We start from the raw sequence: 17,990 nt of genomic DNA on the forward strand, positions 1-17,990 counted from the left end.
TGGCCCTTACTCCACCCACTTCTTGTTCACGCGATCCCACGTTCCATCGGCGCGGATTGCTTCAAGACCCTTGTTCAATCTCGATAGAAAATCGCCGTTACGCCCTTTTAAAACAGCGGCAGCAAAAGGCAGTTCGAGGAACATCGAGCGCGGCTCGGTGATTTGAGCGGGATACAATCGGCGCGCCAGAATGGCGCCAGTCTGATAATTCAGCGCCGCTGCGGCAGCCTTACCGGCCACGAGTTGCGCCAGGCTCGTCTCGTAATCCTCCGTCACAACAAGCTGCACGCGTGGCGCGGCCTTCTGAATGTAGGCAGCCAGAGGTCCGGTGCGCGGTGTAACCACCGTTTGGTCTGCGAGAGCTTGCAAATCCTTCGGCGTTGTTTCAGGCGCGCGGACAAAGAGCGCGCCGCCGGTGTCGAGGAGCGAATGACTGAAATCAAGCCGCTCGCGGCGATCCGCACTCATCGCCAATGGAATTGCAGCTACGACGCGACCATCTTTGATCGCCTCTTCCATTTGGTCCAGCGGCACAGGCATGAATTGTACGTCATAGCCCGCGCGTTGTGCCGCCGCGCGAAAGATATCGACAACCAATCCGGTCGCCTGCCCGTTCTTCGTTTCAGAGAACGGTGGCAAGAGGTTGTTATAGGCAATCCGAATAGGTTCTTCGGACCGCCCCGGCGCTGCCATAGCAAGCGCGAAAAGAGCCATTGCGATCGATTGTTTGAACAACTCGCTCTCCCCGCCGTGCCATCAAACAGTCTCAGCGCAGCCGGGCCCAAAGGCCCGGCCGCGTCTTCGTTCGCTCACGGAATGAGAATCGTCGAGCCGGTGGTCTTGCGGCCTTGCAGCGCCTTATGCGCCTCGACCACATCCTGCATCTTGTAGCGCTTGTTGACCGGGATTTTTACCTTGCCACGGGCGACGACGCTGAACAGGTCGCGCGCCATGGCAGCGAGCCGGACCGGCGTGTCGGCATAATCATACAGTGTCGGGCGCGTCGCAAAGAGCGAGCCCTTTTGCACGAGCAGGCCAATGTTGAAGGCTTCGATCGGGCCCGAGGCCGAGCCGAAGGAGGCGAACATGCCGCGCTTCTTCAAGCAGTCGAGCGAAGCGGGAAACGTATCCTTGCCGACACCGTCATAGACCACGTCGCACAGCTTGCCCTTGGTGATCTCGCGCACGCGATCGACGAAGTTTTCCTGCTTGTAGTAGATAATGTGCTTGGCGCCAGCCTTCTTGGCGAGAGCACCCTTTTCTTTTGAGCCGACCGTGCCAATGACGGTGGCGCCCAAAGCCTTGCCCCATTGGCAGAGCAGAAGCCCAACGCCGCCAGCCGCCGCATGGACCAGGATGACGTGACCGCGTTTGACGCGGAATGTCTGGCGCAGCAGATATTGCGCGGTGAGGCCTTTCAGCATCATGCCCGCGGCCGTTTCATAGGAAATCTTTTTCGGCAGTTTGACAAGGATGCGCGCCTCGATCAGCCGCTCCTGAGCATAGCTGCCCAGTGATGAGACATAGCCGACACGATCGCCGACCTTGAAGCCGCGCACGCCCTTGCCGATTTCGGTGATCTCGCCGGCTGCTTCGTTACCGGCGATGAAAGGCAGCGTCGGTGCCTTGTAGAGGCCGCTGCGGAAATAGGTGTCGATGAAGTTGAGGCCGACCGCGCGATTGCGCACCTTCACCTGGCCGGGACCAGGCTTGCCGACTTCGACATCCTCGATCTTCATCACTTCCGGTCCACCATATTCGCGGACCACGACTGCCTTGACCATCCTGCTGCTCCCGCACCGCGCGACGCTCTGCCGCTTGCCGCCCATCTTAAACAATGGCGCGACCAATCCTACAATGGCATCCTTCTGGCTTCTCGATGGAATCAACCAGCCCAGGATTTTTACACCGGAACGACGCACCGATGACATTCGCCACCTTTTCTCCGCCCCGGGCCCCGATCGACAGTGCTGACTCGTTCACACCGAAACTGATCACGGTTTGGCGCGAGGGCTACGGGTTGGCCGGGCTGCGGGCCGATGCTATCGCCGGCCTGACGGTGGCGATCGTCGCCCTGCCCCTGTCGATGGCCATCGCCATCGGCTCGGGGGCCAAGCCGGAGCACGGTCTTTATGCTTCGATCGTCGCCGGTTTCATCATTTCGGCGCTGGGTGGCAGCCGTTTCCAGATCGGCGGGCCAGCCGGCGCCTTTATCGTGCTCGTCGCCACCACGATCGAGCGCTTTGGCTATCAGGGCCTGCTGGCCGCCACCATCATGGCCGGGGTGCTGCTGCTGGCGATCGGCTATCTGCGGCTCGGCTCCTATATCAAGTTCATTCCCCATCCCGTCACGGTCGGCTTCACCGCCGGTATCGCCATCATCATTGGCGCGGGGCAGCTCAAGGATTTTCTCGGCCTGTCGCTGGCACATGAACCGGCGGCGCTCGTTGCCAAAATACCGGCGTTGTTTTCAGCGTTGCCGACGATCAGCTGGCAGACCTTGTTGCTCGGCCTTGGCAGCTTCGGCGTGATCATAGGCCTCCGACGGCTGACGCCGCGCCTGCCCGGCCTGCTCGTTGCCGTCTTCCTGGCCTCGCTCATCACCTGGGCCTTCGGTCTGCCGGTCGAGACCATAGGCACCAAATTCGGCGGCGTGCCATCGAGCCTGCCGGCCCCTGCGCTGCCAGACGTCAGTCCCGGCCTGCTGCTAGAGCTTATGCCCTCGGCCATTGCCATTGCTATTCTCGGCGGCTTTGAATCGCTGCTCTCGGCGGTTGTCGCCGACGGCATGAGCGGCCGCCGGCACCGCTCCAATTGCGAATTGGTGGCGCAAGGCTGGGCCAATATCGCCAGCGCGCTGTTTGGCGGCTTGTGCGCCACCGGCACGATCGCCCGCACCGCCACCAATATCCGCGCCCATGCGCACGGGCCGGTCGCTGGCATTCTCCACGCCTTGTTCCTGCTGCTGTTCATCCTGTTCGCAGCACCGCTGGCCTATTACATTCCGCTGGCGGTGCTCGCCGCCGTGCTCCTCACCGTCGCCTGGAACATGATCGAATTCGATCAGTTCCGCGCCATCCTGCGCACCAGCCGGGGCGAGTCCGCTGTCCTGCTGGCGACCTTCCTGTTCACCTGCTTGCGCGACCTGACCGAGGGACTCGCCGTTGGCATCGTGCTTGGCGCCATTCTGTTCATGCATCGCATGGCGCAATTCGTCGAAGTGACGACCGAGGTGAAACTGCTCGGCGACGCCACGGCGGACGGTGAAGGCGCCAGCGCCGCGCATGAGGCTTTCCCCGCCGATGGAGTGCTGACCTTTCAGATCGCCGGGCCGTTCTTCTTCGGCGCCACCGGCACGGTGTCGGCCGTGTTGTCGCGATTGGGCGAGACACCGCGCGCGATCGTGCTCGACCTGTCGGCCGTGCCTTTCGCCGACAATTCCGGCGCGCATATCCTCGTTGCTTTCGCCGAGAAGAGCCACCGACGCGGCGCCCCTGTCTTCATCGCCGGCGCTTCACGGGCGGTGCGGCGTTCGCTACTCTCAGCCGGCCTGTCGCGACATCTGGTGCGCTATGCACCCGATGTCGCTACGGCCCACGCGCGGGCACTCAAACTCATCTAGGTCGAAACTCAGCGCACCGCGACAGCAACCGCGACATCGGCGACAGCCGGCTCGGGCTGCGCCAAATAGGCATGCAGCGCCGCCACCACTTGGGCGCCCTCACCCACGGCCGCCGCCACGCGCTTGACCGATCCCGATCGGACATCGCCGATGGCGAAGACACCGGCCTGGCTTGTCTCCAGAGGATGAAAGCCTTCAGCGCCCGTGAGGATGAAGCCCTTGTCATCGCGTTCGATGCCCGCATCGGCCAGCCAATCGGTGTTGGGTTGGGCACCGATGAACAGAAACAGGTGACGCAACGGGCATGTCTCCGTCTCGCCTGTCCGTCGATTGCGCCAGGTGATCGTCTCAAGATCGCCATTCTGCCCGGCGAGGCCGACCACCTCGGTCTGAACGTGAACCTCGATATTGGGCTGGGCCACGATGCGGTCGATGAGATAGCGCGACATGGTCGCTTCAAGCCCGTTGCCGCGCACCAAGAGCGAGACCTTTTTGACCTGACTGGCGAGGTAGACCGCCGCCTGCCCGGCGGAATTACCGGCGCCGACCAGCGCCACCTCCTGGTTGGCGCACAGCTTCGCCTCGATCGGCGAAGCCCAGTAATGCACGGACGATCCTTCGAACTCGGCGAGATTGGCGACATTGAGCCGACGATAGCTGGCGCCGCTCGCCACCACGACGGAGCGGGCGCGCACCATCTGGTCTTCGTCAACACCAAGAAGGAAATGTTGCTCGGCATCGCGCGCCAGGCTGAGCCTACAGGCTTCATCCGGGATCGCCATTTCGACACCGAATTTTTGGGCCTGATTGTAGGCGCGCGCCATCAGCGCCAAGCCCGAGATGCCGGTCGGAAAACCGAGATAGTTCTCGATCCGCGCCGAAGCACCGGCCTGACCGCCGAAGGCGCGGCAATCGAGCACGATCGACGACAGGCCTTCGGAGCCGGCATAAACAGCAGCGGCGAGGCCCGCTGGCCCAGCACCGACGATCGCCACGTCATAAAGCTTGGTCGCATCGATCGGGCGCACCAGGCCCAGGCAACGCGCCAGATCATTGTCGGCTGGATTACGCAGCAGGCGGCCGTCGGGACAGAGCACGATCGGCAGATGATGCTCGTCGACCTTGAAGCGATCGATCAACGTCGCGGCGCAGGAATCCTCCTCCGGATCGAAGACGCTATGGGGCTGGCCGCTGCGGGTCAAAAAGCCTTGCAGGCGCAACACGTCGCCGCTCTGGCGCCGGCCGACGATGATCGGACCGCTGCCGCCGCTTTCGAGCAGATTGACCCGACGCAGGATCAGCGCCCGCATGACGCGCTCGCCGAGATTGGCCTCCTGCACCATCAGATCGCGCAGCCGCCCCGAGACGATCAGGAGCGCATCGACATCGCTCTCCGCCGTCGCATTGACGAGCGAGGGCCGATCGGAGAGCTGGGCCAGTTCGCCCATGAATTCACCGGCGCCATGGGTGGTGATATGCGCGCCAGTCGCGCCAAACCGTGCCTGGCTGACAGCCAGCTCGCCGGAGAGAACGACGATCATGCCGGGCGACACCTGCCCGGCTTCGACCACGCGCTGGCCCGCCGTGTAGGAGACGGCCTCGCCGAAACGACGCAAACGTTCGATGTCCGCCGATGGCAGGACCGGAAACATTTGCGCGGAGCGTGGATGCGATGTCGTCACGGTGGTCGCTTGCGCCATCCCAAACCCCAATCCTGTTTTAAGATTTGCTCTGCGCCCAGACCGAACCCCGGGTCAGAGGCAGGAGGACGATATAGGCAGCCCCGGCCAGCAGTACCACCCGGCTCCACCAGGGACCTTCGAAGTTGGTCGCCAGCTCGACACCCGTGGCGACTGTCCCAGCCAGCAGCACCACGCCGGTCAGCCATTGCAGCCGTTTCACCCGCATCGGGTGAATGAAGACGACAGGCGCGAACATCAGGGCCACTGCCACAAGCACGATCACCACCGTCCACGGCGCGGCGGGTTGAAAGACCAGCAGGTAGAACACCAGCACGTTCCAGATGGCCGGAAAGCCGCGGAACCAATTATCCGGCGTCTTCATCCGTCCGTCGGCGAAATACAGCGCCGAGGCGGTGATGACGATGACGGCCAGCGTCAGCGCCCAGGGACGCGGCAAAAGCGGGCTGTGGACCAGAACCACCACTGGTACGACCACATAGGTCAGAAAGTCGACGACCAGATCGAGCGTATCGCCGTCGATGATCGGCAGGGTTTCGCGCACGCGGGCGGCGCGGGCGAAAGTGCCGTCGACCCCGTCGATGACGAGCGCCAGCGCCAGCCAGAGAAAGGTGCCGACGAAATCCTGCGCCACCGCGCGCTCCAGCGCCAGGAAACCGCAAGCAGCGCCCGAGGCTGTGAACAGATGGACAAGCCAGGCGGCGGCGCGGCGAGAGGGCGATGGATCAGGCATAAGTATCCGGCACGGCATTTGCTTTCTGGAAACGAGCGCAAAGTGAGGCGATTTCCGCATTTGCGCAAGCATCGGGACGGACGGGAGCAAAGATGAAGCGTGAAGATTTGACCGAGAAGATTCTCGACATCAAACGCGAAAAAGGCTGGACGTGGAAGTACATCACCACGGAAATCGGTGGCATGTCCGAAGTGCTGATCGTTGGCGCCCTGCTCGGCCAGATGAAACTGGTAAAGCCCCTGGCCGAGAAGGCCGCCGTCCTATTCGGCCTGAGCGAAAACGAAAAGCGCATGCTCAATGAGGTGCCCTATCGCGGCACCGGCACGCCGATGCCGCCAACCGACCCGCTGATCTACCGCTTCTACGAAATGGTGATGGTCAACGGGCCGGCCTGGAAAGCCTTGATCGAGGAAGAATTCGGCGACGGCATCATGTCGGCCATCGATTTCAACATCGAATTCGAACGTGAGCCCAATCCGAAGGGCGATCGGGTGAAAATCGGCATGTCCGGCAAGTTCCTGCCTTACAAATATTACGGCAACGAACAGGGCATTCCCGATTACGGGTTTAAGGAAGGCTGAGGCCAAGCCACCCCCTCGTCACATGCCCTGCGTGGGCGTTGAATAATTGGCGGCGTGATTATAGTTCTCGCCGCCCTTGCCGCTCCGGCATCCCATGCGTTCGCCCGAGCCAGGCCAACATCCTTAATAAATCGTGGCGCGATTGTTGCTCCCATCGCTTCGCAAGAACTAATCGCAACACGACCGTAACGAAATGGATCATGGGATGGGGGACAGAAGACAACGCCAACGCAGACGCACCTACCTTCGTGGCCTGATCGCATTCAACGATCGAAATTCCACCCTGGAATGCCTGGTGCGCAATTTGTCTCAGAATGGTGCATTGATCTCGATACCGAATACGTCGGATATTCCGGGTGCCTTCGAAATCGCAATTCACAAGCAGGGCGAAAGTCGTCCGGCACAAATGGTTTGGCTAACGGAAACCCATGCAGGCATTCGATTTGTCCCGCGCCCGTCGAATGTTGTCTCATTCGAGACCGCCCGCCACATCCAGACGCTGGATGACGAGCGACGGATGCTCAGAAGGAAGTTGGAAGATTGGTTTCTGTAGTCGCCGACGCGCCCTGGGCATGACGAGATCCTTCGGTCTCCATTAGCCGCAGGGCGCCGTCTCCAGCGGACATCCGCGACCTGATGCCGGCTCGCCAAAGCCTGCCCTAGGCTCTAAGTCTGGGGCATGGATGCGGATATTCTCATCGCCGGCGCGGGACCGGCCGGCCTCGTCGCTGGCCTGGCCTTGGCGCGGATCGGCAAACGGGTTGTGGTCGCCGGACCGGCCGACGACAGGCCGAGCGCGCGCACGGTGGCGCTGTTTGATGGCTCGGTGCGTTTTCTCGAGGCGCTTGGCGTCTGGGCAGCTCTTGCACCCCACGCGGCCGCGCTCGCCACCATGCGCATTGTCGACGACACGGGCTCGCTGTTCGCCCATCGCCCGGCGGAGTTCAAAGCCAGTGAAGCCAGCCTCGACCAGTTCGGCTTCAACATCGAGAATGCCGATCTGACCCGGGCGCTTGAAGCCGCGCTGGCGCAAGAGACCAACGCGCGGCGTGTGCATGATCTCGTCACCGATTACGAGTTCAACGCCGACAGCTGCCGCGCCCGTCTCGCCACTGGCGAGACGATCGAGGTGCAGCTTGTCGTTGCTGCCGACGGCCGCCATTCGCCAGCACGCGTGGCGGCGGGCATCGCTGTGCGCGAATGGGCCTATCCGCAGGTGGCGTTCACCGCCCTGCTCGATCACACCGTCGCTCACGGCGAGGCTTCGACGGAGTTTCACACCCGCGAAGGCCCCTGCACCTTCGTGCCCCTGCCCGCCAGCGCCACCGCGTCGCACCGCTCAAGCCTGGTCTGGATGATGCGGCCACCCCATGCCGAACAGCTGCGCGACCTCAGCGACAGCGAGCTGACGCGGGCGATCGAGAAGCAAAGCCATTATCTGCTCGGGCAGATCACGATCGCGCGGCGCGGCGCCTTCATTCCGATCCAAGGGCTGACGGCCCGCGCGATGACCGCACCACGCCTGGCGCTCGTCGGCGAAGCCGCGCATGTGTTTCCGCCGATCGGCGCGCAGGGCCTCAATCTCGGCCTGCGCGATGTCGCCCATCTCGCCGAATACATCGAACGCTTGCACCCCGAAGACGCCGGCGCACCGCATGTTCTCGATGCCTATGAACGCGCGCGCCACGGCGACGTGCTGTCACGCCAGATCGCCGTCGATCTGCTCGACCGCACTTTGCTGGCGGGCTTCCTGCCGGCGGATGTGATGCGCGCCGCCGGCATGGCAGCGCTCTCAGCCCTGGCACCACTGCGTCGTTTCGCCATGCGCGAAGGTGTGATGCCGGGTGTGGGGGCGCCGAGCGTGATGCGGAGGATTAGCCGGCGTGCGGAACGCTCGTAGGGAGGAGTTCGAATCTCTCTCGGCCCGCCACATTCACCGAAGATGCGATGCATGCGAACAAATTGTCGCCGACAACCGGCGATAACCGCATGACTTCTGCCTGAAGCAGCATCTCCGGCTAGTCGGCAAAGACATGCACGCGGCGGGAGTGGAGAGATGTTGGCGGCCGGATAGGAAATCGTCGCCATCTGCGGAACGTCATTTAAAATGCTGGAAACGCTCGACCGGCGGACCGAGCTTATCCGGCCTGTCGGATACAATCGCGCCCTTCTTCCTTTGCGCGGTAAAGTGCGCGGTCAGCCCGATCAATCAACGCCAGAAGGCCCTCGTCCTTGCGTGCAACTGCGATCCCGAAGCTCGCCGTTGGGGTGACCTCGTCCGAAACAACACTGGATGCCACGTCCTTGAATACGGACCGGGCAACCTCGGCAAAGTGGTGCGCAGCGGCAACCTGTCCCTGCGGAAGCAGTACCGCAAATTCCTCTCCGCCAAGGCGGGCGATGATCGCATCACGCGGAGCCTTGTCCTTGAGAATGTCGGAGAAGGTTCGAATGATCCTGTCACCGCTGCTATGTCCGAACCGATCGTTGATCGATTTGAAGTGGTCGAGGTCGCTCAGGATCATCATGACCTGTGCATCCGCCGTCTGTCGTGCCAGCGCATCGAGAGCGCGTGTTTCAAAACCGCGGCGATTGAGCAATCCCGACAATACATCGGTCTGCGCTTCCGACTTGATACCATCCGTGACGTCAACGGCGATGATCGCGAAAATCGCTACCGCCAGCGTCGAGCAGATGAGAGCATCCGAGATCGAGACAATCAGCCAGTAAGCTCCTTCGACCTGGTCGGTCACGATACCTGGAACCTGGAAAATCAGAGGGCGAAGAAGGAAACCGAGACATGTGATAGCGACAAGCCCGAAAAGCAGTTGTTCTACTGGGGAACGGCGAGGGAGTTTCGCAACGTCGACCAGCATCACAAGGCAAACTGCGGCGAGCCCCAGATTGAGGATAACAGCCCGCGCCATCAGGCTTGGTTCCACGAACTGATAGAAATAGAGAGCCACCAACGTTATCACGCCAATGGTCACCAAGATGCCATGTTGAGGCCGGGATCCAAGCCTGCTGGACAGCGCAATCGACAGCAAGGCCGTAGCCAACAGAACGAGCCCATTGGCCAGCAACCGTAGCGACGAATACTCCTGAGCAATGGCAATAGTGAGGATGCCAAAGCACAGAGTTCTTATCGCATATGAAAGCGCGAAAATCGCAACGTAGGTAAGATGACGTTGATGGCGCCAAAGCGTAAGCAACGACACGCAGAATATTGCTGACATCGCAGGGTTCAGCAACGCGACCACGCCCTCATGGCTCATACCTGAAAAATCAGAATTTTCTGCCTCCCCGACAAAAAATCGATGGTACAGGAGGGCGGTAAATCCCAAGTAAACTATCGCCTCTGGTGCCAGCCAAGGACATGACCACAGAGCCATGGCTGGAAAGGATTAGAGGGCTATAGCGTAGACGTAGTTCTCCGTTTCCTCGTTCTCTGCCCGCCACCGGGAAAGGATGTAATGTGATGCAAAGCGCCGGACACGATATGAAAATCCGCCTGCGCGCTGATCTGCGCGCCGCCATGAAGGATAGGCGCGCCGATGAAGCCAAGCTAATTCGAACGCTTGTTGCGGCGATCGATAACGCAGAAGCACCCCCACTTCGAGCCGATGAGAGGGCTGCGGATCAGCATCGCTTCAACGATGGAACAGCGGAAGTAGAACGGCTTTCTCTTGGACGTGCTCAGGTGCAAGCGATCCTGATGACGGAGATTCAGGAACGTGAGCGTGCGGCAGCCGAAATGGATCATCTCGAAAGAACGGATCGCGCCGATGCGTTGCGTGCCGAGGTGATGATCGCAAAGCGCTACGTCGAATGACGAAACTTGCGCCTTTCCGAAAACATTCCCGCCCGCTCACCGCGCGAACAGATTATACGGCACCCCGCCCACCGCGATCAGATAGAGCAGCCCCGTCACCGTCACCACCGAGACCATCGTGCCGGCCATGATCAGGCTTGAGGCGCGCTCGACGTAGACGTTGTATTGGCTCGCCATCACGAAGACGTTCAGCGCTGGCGGCAGCGCCGCCATCATCACAGCCGTAAACGTCCAGACGCGGCCGAAGTCGCCGAGTAGCGACAGCGCTACCCACACCAAAAGTGGATGTAGCAACAGTTTGCAGATGAGCAGCAGCGGCATTTCGCCGGAGATGCGATTGATTGGCCGCTGCGCCACCGTCACGCCCATGACGAAGAGCGCGCAGGGCGCGGCGGCGTTTTGCAAGAAGGTGAGCAGTTTCTCCACCGGCACCGGCGGATGGATTTGCGTTGCCGCCGAGAAGATGGCCAGTGCTGTCGCCACGTTGAACGGATGGGTGAGGACGCGCCGCGCGATGAGCCGCGCCGTCTCGCCCTTCGTCGCGTGACTGCCTGCCGACAGGCTCATCAGCAGCGGCACGATGGTGAAGAAGAACGTCGAGTCGAAGACGAAGATCAAAGCCGTCGGCACCACCGAGGCCGGTCCGAAGGCGGCGAGCGTCAGCCCCGGCCCCATGTAACCGACGTTGGAATAGCCCGACGCGACGCCCTGGATCGTCGCCTGTTCCAGGCGCCGGCCGCTGCCGAACCAGCCAACGCTAAAGCCAAAGGCATAGGCCAGCGCCGTGCAGGAGGTGGTGATGAGAATGAAGCGCCAATTGGCCAGTTCGGCGATCGGCGTGGCGGCAATCAGATTGTAGAACAGCGCCGGCAGCGCGACATAGACGATGAACGTGTTCATCCAGGCGAGGCCGGCTTCGGGAATATCCCACAATTTGCCGCAGACGTAGCCGATAACGATCAAACCGAAGAACGGCAGCGCCAAATTCAGCACGTCGGCAAGCTTGGGTGCGAAAAGCCCCACGCCCACCAAAGCCGCGAACCCGGCCAGCGGGACAAAAACGTGGATCAGGCGATCGCGCACGCGCTTGTTTCCAGTGTATTTACCCAGGCCGACACAAAAAGCGCAGGCAGCGCATTGTGCGCGATTCCGCTCACCGTTATGGATTTGACTAAATCGAGTCAACGCGGCACGCCGCGAAACTGGTGCCGCACTCTTTGTCCACGCCTTCGCCTCGCCCCCGCTTCAAGCATTATGTGGAATACGCCTGTTTCCGGGCGATGGGGGCGCTCGTGCGGGCGCTGCCGCTGGAAACGGCCTCCTGTGCCATGGGGCGCGGCTGGCGGCTGTTCGCGCCCTTTTCGAGCCGTCACGCACGCGCCCTCGCCAACCTCCAGGCCGCGATGCCGGAGAAAACAGCTGCCGAACGCCAGGCCATCGTGTTGGCGATGTGGGAGAATCTCGGACGGGTCTTCGCCGAGGAGTTCCATCTCAAGACCATCGTCGAGACAGGCCGACTTGAACTTGGCAGGGAATTCGCGGAACTGCTGCCCGCCGACGGGCGGTTTTTCGCCGGAGCGCCCCATCTGGGCAATTGGGAGCTGGCGTCGGCCACCCTCGCCCTGGTCGGCGTCAATACGGCAGGCATCTACCAGCGAATCAAGAATCCGCTCATCGACGCCTATGTTTTCAGCCTGCGCGCGCCGCTCTATCCCGGCGGCCTGATCGCCAAACACGACAATGCGGCGCGGCGCCTGCTTCAGCATCTGCGCCGGGACGGCGCGGTCGCCAGCATGGTCGATCTGCGGGACAATACCGGCCTGCCCGTCCCATTTTTCGGGCGGCCGGCGCCAAGTTCGCCGTTTCCGGCCATGGCCGCGCGCCGCTTTGGCGTGCCGCTGTTTGCTGGATGGGTCGTGCGGTTGGACGGCGTGCGGTTCCGCGGCAGCCTGACCGCGATCGAGGTGCCGCACACCGACGACATCGATGCCGACATCGCCGTGGCGACCGCCAATCTGCAACACGCCATCGAAGCGGCCGTCCGGGCCCATCCCGAACAATGGATGTGGGCGCACCGACGCTGGGGCTGAAAGCCGCCGCGCAACCAGCTACACTCGCTGGGATTAGAGAATCTCGACCTTAGAAATCGGAAACCCGCCTGTGCGCATAGCCACCTGGAACGTCAATTCGGTGCGTCAGCGCCTCGAACATCTTCTGCGTTATCTGAAAGAAGTCGAACCCGACGTCCTGTGCCTGCAGGAAATCAAATGCACCGACGACGCCTTCCCCAGGGCTGAGATCGAGAGTGCCGGCTATAATGCCGCCGTGCATGGCCAGAAGACGTTCAACGGCGTCGCCATCCTGTCGAAGGCGCCTGTCGAGGTAACGCGTGGCCTGCCCGGCGACGACGCTGACGAGCAGTCGCGCTATATCGAAGCGATCGTGCCGCATGGCACGGGCATCGTGCGCGTTGCCTCCATCTATCTGCCCAACGGCAATCCAGTCGGCACCGAAAAATACGCCTACAAGCTCGCCTGGATGGAGCGCCTCGCCCGCCACGCGCAAAACCTGATGGCCTATGAGGAGCCGCTGGTGCTTGCCGGCGACTACAATGTCATTCCCGAAGCCAAGGACGCCAAGACGCCGGAGGCCTGGGTTAATGATGCTCTGTTCCTGCCGCAGACCCATGCCGCCTTCCGCCGGCTGATCAACCTCGGCCTGACCGAAGCGGTGCGCGCGACCACCGACGAGGCCGGGCTCTATTCGTTCTGGGATTATCAGGCCGGCGCCTGGCAGCGGAACAATGGCATCCGCATCGACCATCTCTTGCTCTCGCCGCAGGCCGCCGACCGGCTCACCTCCGCCACCATCGACAAGGATGTGCGCAGCTGGGAGAAACCGTCCGACCACGTGCCGGTCCGCATCGAACTCGACTGAGGTTCTGATTGGCAAAGCCACAGCAAGCGCGCGCGACAGGGGCCATCGGCCGCAACACGGCGCGTCGCGGATTGCTGTGGTTCGCGGGGCTCGCGCCCGTCATCATCGGCCTCATCATCGGCGTGCTGCTCAACGGCACGCGCCCGGTCGAGCGCCTGCGCAACATCGTCTTCGATGAATTCCAGCAACTCGCGCCGCGCCCCTGGACACCAGATCTGCCGGTGCGCATCGTCGATATCGACGACGACTCCCTCGCCCGCCTGGGCCAATGGCCCTGGCCACGCCAACGCCTCGCCGAACTGACCAACAAGCTCATCGAGCAAGGTGCGGCTGTCGTTGCTTACGACAGCCTGTTCGCCGAGCCCGACCGGCTCGCCTCGCGCGAGGTGCTGTCGTTGCTGCCCGCCTCGCCCGAACGTGACGCCCTGGAGAAGACGCTGACCGACGGTGGCGCGCTGGACGCGGACCCCTTGGAAAAGGCGTTCCGCGACAATCCAGTGGTGATCGGCATGGCGTTGTCCAACCGCCCAACCGACACCAGCACGCCGATGAAGTCGCAATTCGTCCGGCTGGGGGATGATCCCACGGCGGCTTTGCCGTTCTTTCGCGGCATGATCCTGCCACTGCCGCATCTGCGCGAGGCCGCGGCCGGCATGGGGGCGATCAACTACATTCCCGATGTCGACTTGATCCTGCGCCGCGTGCCGCTGGTCTTTGCCGTTGGCGACGGGCCGACCAAAACCCTGGTGCCGGGCCTGGCGGGCGAAGCGCTGCGCGTCGCCTTCCGCACCGACACGCCGATCATCAAGGCGAGCAATGCGTCGGGCGAAACCAATTTCGGCAGCCGCACCTCCATTGTCGCCGTGAAAATCGGCGACGCCGAAATCCCGACCGAACGGGACGGTGAAGTGCGCATCCGCTTCGCCGGATCGCAGCCGGGCCGCATCCTACCGGTATGGAAGATTCTCGACGGCAGCGTCGATCGCAACGAAATCGACGGGCGCATCATGCTCGTTGGCTCGAGCGCCGCCGGCCTCTCCGATCTCAGGTCGACGCCGATCGACAGCGCCGTGCCTGGCGTCGAGGTGCATGCGGAACTGATCGAACATGCGCTGACCGGCTCGCGTCTGGCGCGGCCCGACTGGATGCTCGGCGCAGAAGCCGTGGCGCTGCTCATCGGCGGCCTGGCCGTCGCCTTTCTGGCGCGCCGCCTGCCCCCGACCTTGGCGGCGCTCGCCGCCTTCATTCTGGTCTGCGTCTGCGTCCTCGGCAGCTGGTATCTATTCCGCTATCAGGACCTGCTGTTTGATCCGGTCATTCCCAGCGCCTCCTGGCTCGCCACCTATCTCGGCGTCACCTTCGTCGTCTATCGCCAGAGCGAGCAGGAAAAGCGGTTCGTGCGCGGCGCCTTCCAACGCTACCTCAGCCCCAGCGTGGTCGAGCAACTGGCCGCCGACCCTTCCCGCCTGAAACTCGGTGGCGAGACGCGGGACGTGTCGATCCTGTTTTCCGACGCCCGCGATTTCACCACCCGGGCCGAGACCCTCGATGCCGAGGGCGTGGTCCGCTTCCTCAACGCCCTGCACACGCCGCTGACCGGCGCCGTGCTCGCCGAGGGCGGCACGATCGACAAGTATATCGGCGATGGACTGATGGCGTTTTGGAACGCGCCGCTGGTCATCGCCGGCCATGCCAACCACGCCTGCGCGGCGGCGCTGGCCATGCAGGCGGCCATCCCCGGCATCGACGCGGCCTTGCGAACGGCGGCCGAGGCCGACGGCCGGCCGCATACGCCGCTGGCCGTCGGCATCGGGCTCAATGCCGGATCGGTGTTCGTCGGCAATATGGGATCGAACCAGCGCTTCGACTATTCGATCGTCGGCGACCCGGTGAATATCGCCGCCCGCCTCGAAACGGCGACCAAGGAACTGGGCGTGCCGATCGTCGCTTCGGCGGCGATCCGGGCGGCGGCGCCGGCCTATGGCTTCGTCGAACTGGGCGCCTTTCCGCTCAAGGGCAAGAGTGAACCGCAGCCGCTCTACGCTCTGCACGGCCGGCGCGATCGGCTGGGGGCAGACTTCGCGCGGTTCGAGAAGCTTCACAAAGCGGTGCTAGAGGGTGTCTCCAACAGCGCGTCCAATGTCGCCGAGCGCATCGCCGCCGCCGCCGGCACGGCAGACGGCGCGCCTTACTTAACGTTCTACGAGAGGATCAGCGGCGCAAAAAAGATTGAGATCGAAGGTGAGAAGTCCCCTGGAGGCTCTTGATCAATATTCTCTTTTTACCCCTTAATCGAGCGCTCGACGATGCGCTGCGAGCCTAAAAACCCATTCAAGGAAATGACGAAGCACCCATGAGCGCCCCTGATCCCGCGCCACCGGCCCCTGCGGCCGCAGGCTCGCCTCTCGAAGTGTTTCGCGTCTTCCTCAAGCTCGGCCTGACCTCCTTCGGCGGACCGATCGCTCATCTCGGCTATTTCCGGGACGAGCTGGTGGTTCGGCGCAAATGGATCGACGAGGCTGGCTACGCCGACCTCGTGGCGCTGTGCCAGTTCTTACCGGGGCCGGCGTCCAGCCAGGTCGGCTTTTCGCTCGGCGTCCTGCGCGGAAACGGCCTTCTTGGCGGGCTCGCCGCCTGGTTTGCCTTCACCATGCCCTCGGCCGTGATCCTGCTCGCCTTCGCACTCGGCGCCGCCGCTTTTACGGGACCAGCTGCGGAGGGGTTCCTACACGGCCTGAAACTGGTCGCTGTCGCGGTCGTCGCGCAGGCGCTCTGGGGGATGGCGAAAAGCCTGACACCCGACCGGGCGCGGGCCGGTCTCGCGCTGGCGGCTGTCGCCATCGTGACCTTCATTGGTGGCTCGTTCGGGCAGATCGGCGCCATTGCGCTGGGCGCCCTCGCCGGGCTCTGGCTGTGCCAGGCAGACGGACCCGCCCCGACCGGCCATCTCAGCTTTCCGATCTCGCGCCAGGCTGGCGTGGTCGCGCTCATCCTCTTTGCCGCCTTATTTCTGATCCCGCCCCTGGTGGCGAGCGCGACCGGCCACCAGGCGATCACCCTGTTCGACGCTTTTTACCGTTCCGGCGCCCTGGTGTTCGGTGGCGGTCACGTCGTGCTGCCATTGCTCCAGGCCGAAGTGGTGACGCCCGGATGGGTGACGAACGAAGCTTTCCTCGCCGGCTACGGTCTGGCCCAAGCGGTGCCTGGACCGCTCTTCACGTTCGCCGCCTATCTGGGCGCGGCCATGGGGCCAGCCCCCAGTGGCCCCGTGGGCGCGATCATAGCGCTCGTCGCCGTCTTCCTGCCGGGCTTGCTGCTGGTCTACGGCATGCTGCCGTTCTGGGATGCGTTGCGGCTGCGATCGACTGCGCAGGCCGCTATGCGGGGCGCGAATGCGGCTGTCGTCGGCATCCTGGGTGCAGCGCTTTACAGTCCGGTCTGGACAAGCGCTGTCCTCTCACCAGCGGATTTCGCGCTGGCGCTTGCTGGCTTCCTGCTGCTTACGGTCTGGAAGGCGCCGCCATGGATCGTTGTCGTGCTGCTGGCGGTGGGCGGCACGCTTCTGCGTTTGGCGTGAGCCAATCAATCAGCGGGAGCGCTTGTTGAGCTGCCGGCTGAGTTCGATATGGGCGGCCTGCTTGTCGAAGTCGTCGGCAGTGCGAATCGCCGTGTCATAGAGATCGACGATCCAGCGGTTTTCCGGGCGGTCACCCGCCGCTTCGCGCGCCAAGGTCAGATACATGAGGCCGCGATGGCGCTGGCGCGGCAGGCCGTTGAGGCCTTGGAAGAGCATGTTGCCGAGCAGCGCCTGCGCTTCCATGTGGTTCTTTTCGGCGGCATTGCTGAGCCAGCGTGTCGCCTGACGCGGATCGGCGGGCACGCCCTCGCCGTCCAGATACATGCGCGCCAGGTTGTATTGAGCGTTGGCGTCGCTGAAATTGGTGGCGGCATAATGGAAGAGCTGGAAGGCGCGGCGCGGATTGCGCTTCAGCGATTGCAGGCCGTGCAGATTGTAATTGCCGACCGAGACAAAGGCGCTGGAGATGAAGGGGATTTCGCGCGGATCGGATGCGTCTTCATCATAGGAGGCGACGATCTGCGAGAAATACTGGAAGGCCTTGATGTCGTCGTGAGGTACGCCGTCGCCGGCGGCATACATTTGGCCGAGCTTCCATTGCGCCACCGACTGGCCGCCTTCGGCGGCATAGCGCAGGGCCTTGACCGAGGCGTCGAAATTGCCGGCCCGATAACCGGCCAGACCTTCGCGCAAGGCTGCGGTCGGGTCCTTGAACACCGGCAGGGCGGCAGTCGCCGTGCCCGGCGGGGTCGGCTCAGAGTCGAGCGCACGCGCCGGGGTCAACATGACCGAGGCACCGAAAATAGCTACGCCACAATAGAGGCGGATGGAGTGGTGAGTCGGAAAAGCCATCATGGCAGATCCCCGCATAGACAAGCGTTTTGGTCTTGCCCCAAGCCTGTTTGCCCCAAGCCTGTTTGCCCCAAGCTCGTCTGCCCCAAGCCCACCAGATTAGAATGAGAACGGCACGGCGCGGTGGCCGATCCTTCGACTCCCCGCCGGAAAGGA

General features: G+C 63.0%; 16 protein-coding genes. 9 read left to right on the forward strand and 7 right to left on the reverse strand.

What is annotated here, in order from left to right:
- Nucleotides 1-6 precede the first annotated feature (6 nt).
- Together BLW50_RS08745 and BLW50_RS08750 are read right to left on the reverse strand one after the other, a co-directional pair.
- Nucleotides 7-735 (reverse strand): substrate-binding periplasmic protein, encoded by a 729-nt coding sequence (locus BLW50_RS08745; RefSeq protein ID WP_090700426.1) that lies wholly within the window; start codon nt 733-735, stop codon nt 7-9.
- 74 nt (nt 736-809) lie between these two features.
- Nucleotides 810-1,784, reverse strand: a complete 975-nt coding sequence (locus BLW50_RS08750) for a quinone oxidoreductase family protein (protein ID WP_090708894.1) — start codon at nt 1,782-1,784, stop codon at nt 810-812.
- Between the two features lie 140 nt (nt 1,785-1,924).
- On the opposite strand from BLW50_RS08750, the gene BLW50_RS08755 reads away from it, so the two are divergent.
- Nucleotides 1,925-3,622 carry a SulP family inorganic anion transporter gene (locus BLW50_RS08755; protein WP_090700428.1) on the forward strand — a complete coding sequence of 566 codons (1,698 nt, stop codon included), beginning with the start codon at nt 1,925-1,927 and terminating at the stop codon, nt 3,620-3,622.
- Nucleotides 3,623-3,630: 8 nt separating this feature from the next.
- Here BLW50_RS08755 and BLW50_RS08760 read toward each other — a convergent pair whose 3' ends face one another.
- On the reverse strand, nt 3,631-5,322 hold the full coding sequence (locus BLW50_RS08760; protein ID WP_090700431.1) for an FAD-dependent oxidoreductase: 1,692 nt from the start codon (nt 5,320-5,322) through the stop codon (nt 3,631-3,633).
- Between the two features lie 19 nt (nt 5,323-5,341).
- On the reverse strand, nt 5,342-6,055 hold the full coding sequence (locus BLW50_RS08765; protein WP_090700433.1) for a CDP-alcohol phosphatidyltransferase family protein: 714 nt from the start codon (nt 6,053-6,055) through the stop codon (nt 5,342-5,344).
- A gap of 92 nt (nt 6,056-6,147) precedes the next feature.
- Here BLW50_RS08765 and cynS point away from each other — a divergent pair, with 92 nt between their 5' ends.
- The 3 genes from cynS (at nt 6,148) to BLW50_RS08780 (ending at nt 8,536) form a co-directional block, all read left to right on the forward strand.
- A complete protein-coding gene (gene cynS, locus BLW50_RS08770; RefSeq protein ID WP_090700435.1) occupies nt 6,148-6,636 on the forward strand; it encodes a cyanase in 489 nt (162 codons plus the stop codon).
- Between the two features lie 205 nt (nt 6,637-6,841).
- The gene (locus BLW50_RS08775; RefSeq protein WP_170850066.1) at nt 6,842-7,189 is read left to right on the forward strand and encodes a PilZ domain-containing protein; all 348 of its coding nucleotides are present in this window, start codon (nt 6,842-6,844) and stop codon (nt 7,187-7,189) included.
- A gap of 126 nt (nt 7,190-7,315) precedes the next feature.
- Nucleotides 7,316-8,536 carry a UbiH/UbiF family hydroxylase gene (locus BLW50_RS08780; protein ID WP_090700443.1) on the forward strand — a complete coding sequence of 407 codons (1,221 nt, stop codon included), beginning with the start codon at nt 7,316-7,318 and terminating at the stop codon, nt 8,534-8,536.
- Nucleotides 8,537-8,774: 238 nt separating this feature from the next.
- On the opposite strand, the gene BLW50_RS08785 is transcribed toward BLW50_RS08780, so the two are convergent.
- Entirely contained in the window at nt 8,775-9,980 is a 1,206-nt protein-coding gene (locus BLW50_RS08785) for a GGDEF domain-containing protein (protein WP_244544181.1), read from the reverse strand.
- 134 nt (nt 9,981-10,114) lie between these two features.
- Here BLW50_RS08785 and BLW50_RS08790 point away from each other — a divergent pair, with 134 nt between their 5' ends.
- On the forward strand, nt 10,115-10,468 hold the full coding sequence (locus BLW50_RS08790) for a GatB/YqeY domain-containing protein (RefSeq protein ID WP_090700448.1): 354 nt from the start codon (nt 10,115-10,117) through the stop codon (nt 10,466-10,468).
- A 36-nt stretch (nt 10,469-10,504) separates the two neighbouring features.
- Here BLW50_RS08790 and BLW50_RS08795 read toward each other — a convergent pair whose 3' ends face one another.
- Nucleotides 10,505-11,551: an AEC family transporter gene (locus BLW50_RS08795; protein ID WP_348272795.1), complete on the reverse strand. Its 1,047-nt coding sequence runs from the start codon at nt 11,549-11,551 to the stop codon at nt 10,505-10,507.
- A gap of 173 nt (nt 11,552-11,724) precedes the next feature.
- Between BLW50_RS08795 and BLW50_RS08800 the strand changes: the two genes are divergently transcribed.
- The 4 genes from BLW50_RS08800 to chrA all read left to right on the forward strand — a co-directional run bounded on the left by BLW50_RS08800 (nt 11,725) and on the right by chrA (nt 16,982).
- The gene (locus BLW50_RS08800; protein WP_139267537.1) at nt 11,725-12,558 is read left to right on the forward strand and encodes an LpxL/LpxP family acyltransferase; all 834 of its coding nucleotides are present in this window, start codon (nt 11,725-11,727) and stop codon (nt 12,556-12,558) included.
- 70 nt (nt 12,559-12,628) lie between these two features.
- A complete protein-coding gene (xth, locus tag BLW50_RS08805) occupies nt 12,629-13,405 on the forward strand; it encodes an exodeoxyribonuclease III (protein WP_090700453.1) in 777 nt (258 codons plus the stop codon).
- 8 nt (nt 13,406-13,413) lie between these two features.
- On the forward strand, nt 13,414-15,672 hold the full coding sequence (locus BLW50_RS08810) for a CHASE2 domain-containing protein (protein WP_090700455.1): 2,259 nt from the start codon (nt 13,414-13,416) through the stop codon (nt 15,670-15,672).
- A gap of 86 nt (nt 15,673-15,758) precedes the next feature.
- Nucleotides 15,759-16,982, forward strand: coding sequence for a chromate efflux transporter (chrA, locus tag BLW50_RS08815; protein WP_090700458.1), 1,224 nt, complete (start codon nt 15,759-15,761; stop codon nt 16,980-16,982).
- A 9-nt stretch (nt 16,983-16,991) separates the two neighbouring features.
- Here the strand turns inward: chrA and BLW50_RS08820 are convergent, their stop codons facing one another.
- On the reverse strand, nt 16,992-17,837 hold the full coding sequence (locus tag BLW50_RS08820; protein WP_244544182.1) for a tetratricopeptide repeat protein: 846 nt from the start codon (nt 17,835-17,837) through the stop codon (nt 16,992-16,994).
- Between the last annotated feature and the right edge of the window lie 153 nt (nt 17,838-17,990).

The organism is Beijerinckia sp. 28-YEA-48 (genome assembly GCF_900104955.1).
Classification (GTDB): Bacteria; Pseudomonadota; Alphaproteobacteria; order Rhizobiales; family Beijerinckiaceae; genus Terripilifer.

Excerpts from the sequence above, each read along its gene's own strand:
- BLW50_RS08780 (WP_090700443.1), top strand. The coding sequence starts at position 7,316 with ATGGATGCGGATATTCTCATCGCCGGCGCGGGACCGGCCGGCCTCGTC.
- BLW50_RS08755 (WP_090700428.1), top strand. The coding sequence starts at position 1,925 with ATGACATTCGCCACCTTTTCTCCGCCCCGGGCCCCGATCGACAGTGCT.
- chrA (WP_090700458.1), top strand. The coding sequence starts at position 15,759 with ATGAGCGCCCCTGATCCCGCGCCACCGGCCCCTGCGGCCGCAGGCTCG.
- BLW50_RS08760 (WP_090700431.1), bottom strand. The coding sequence starts at position 5,322 with ATGGCGCAAGCGACCACCGTGACGACATCGCATCCACGCTCCGCGCAA.
- BLW50_RS08750 (WP_090708894.1), bottom strand. The coding sequence starts at position 1,784 with ATGGTCAAGGCAGTCGTGGTCCGCGAATATGGTGGACCGGAAGTGATG.
- BLW50_RS08790 (WP_090700448.1), top strand. The coding sequence starts at position 10,115 with ATGCAAAGCGCCGGACACGATATGAAAATCCGCCTGCGCGCTGATCTG.
- BLW50_RS08775 (WP_170850066.1), top strand. The coding sequence starts at position 6,842 with ATGGGGGACAGAAGACAACGCCAACGCAGACGCACCTACCTTCGTGGC.
- BLW50_RS08765 (WP_090700433.1), bottom strand. The coding sequence starts at position 6,055 with ATGCCTGATCCATCGCCCTCTCGCCGCGCCGCCGCCTGGCTTGTCCAT.
- cynS (WP_090700435.1), top strand. The coding sequence starts at position 6,148 with ATGAAGCGTGAAGATTTGACCGAGAAGATTCTCGACATCAAACGCGAA.
- BLW50_RS08820 (WP_244544182.1), bottom strand. The coding sequence starts at position 17,837 with ATGATGGCTTTTCCGACTCACCACTCCATCCGCCTCTATTGTGGCGTA.